The sequence below is a fragment of the Paenibacillus sp. P4_E11 genome (assembly GCF_056401635.1).
This window is the reverse complement of record NZ_JBFUIX010000710.1, coordinates 1-569: the sequence shown is the minus strand read 5'-3', so window position 1 is coordinate 569 and position 569 is coordinate 1. Positions and strand designations below refer to the sequence as shown.

At 36.4% G+C, this 569-nt stretch carries 1 pseudogene; it reads right to left on the bottom strand.

Annotation, left to right across the window (positions count from 1 at the left end):
• A pseudogene (locus AC1DWB_RS37060) lies at nucleotides 1–198 on the bottom strand (sugar ABC transporter permease); the annotation flags it as partial.
• Nucleotides 199–569 lie beyond the last annotated feature (371 nt).

The window sequence follows — 569 nt, the reverse complement described above, 5'->3', positions numbered from 1 at the left end:
GTTAAAAAACATGACATAATATTTGAATCCGACCCATTCACTCCCCATAACGCCTACAAAAGGATTGTAGTTTTTGAAAGAAATGACGATTCCGAACATGGGAACATATTTAAATAAAATGTAATACAACAAGCACGGCAGAAACATTAGAAGTAAATATTTGTGCTTGATCATTTTTTGCGCCATGGTATCTTGCATAGGCTTTCTGATCTCCCCTTAGCTTTCAAATTTCATTAACAACGGTTTGTCGAACCTTGTAACCATATCTTAATTGGTCCGGCTGTAATCACAATGCTCAACATTATAGAAGGCTATCCGGAAGCCGAAAAAGTTAAAGAACGGCTAACATTCGATAAAATGGCTAGCTTGCCGCTAACTCTACATCCATCAGGAATATGCTATGATTATGGAAAAAAGGGGATGAACATGATGCTGTTTCAGCAAACGTACCGTAAACATAAAAACAGCAGCTTATTTATCAAGTTGATGACGAGCTTTATGATCATTGTGGTCATATTGGTTTCGTTCAATTTTATGTCCAACTCCTTCTTTCTCAATAACATACAAAG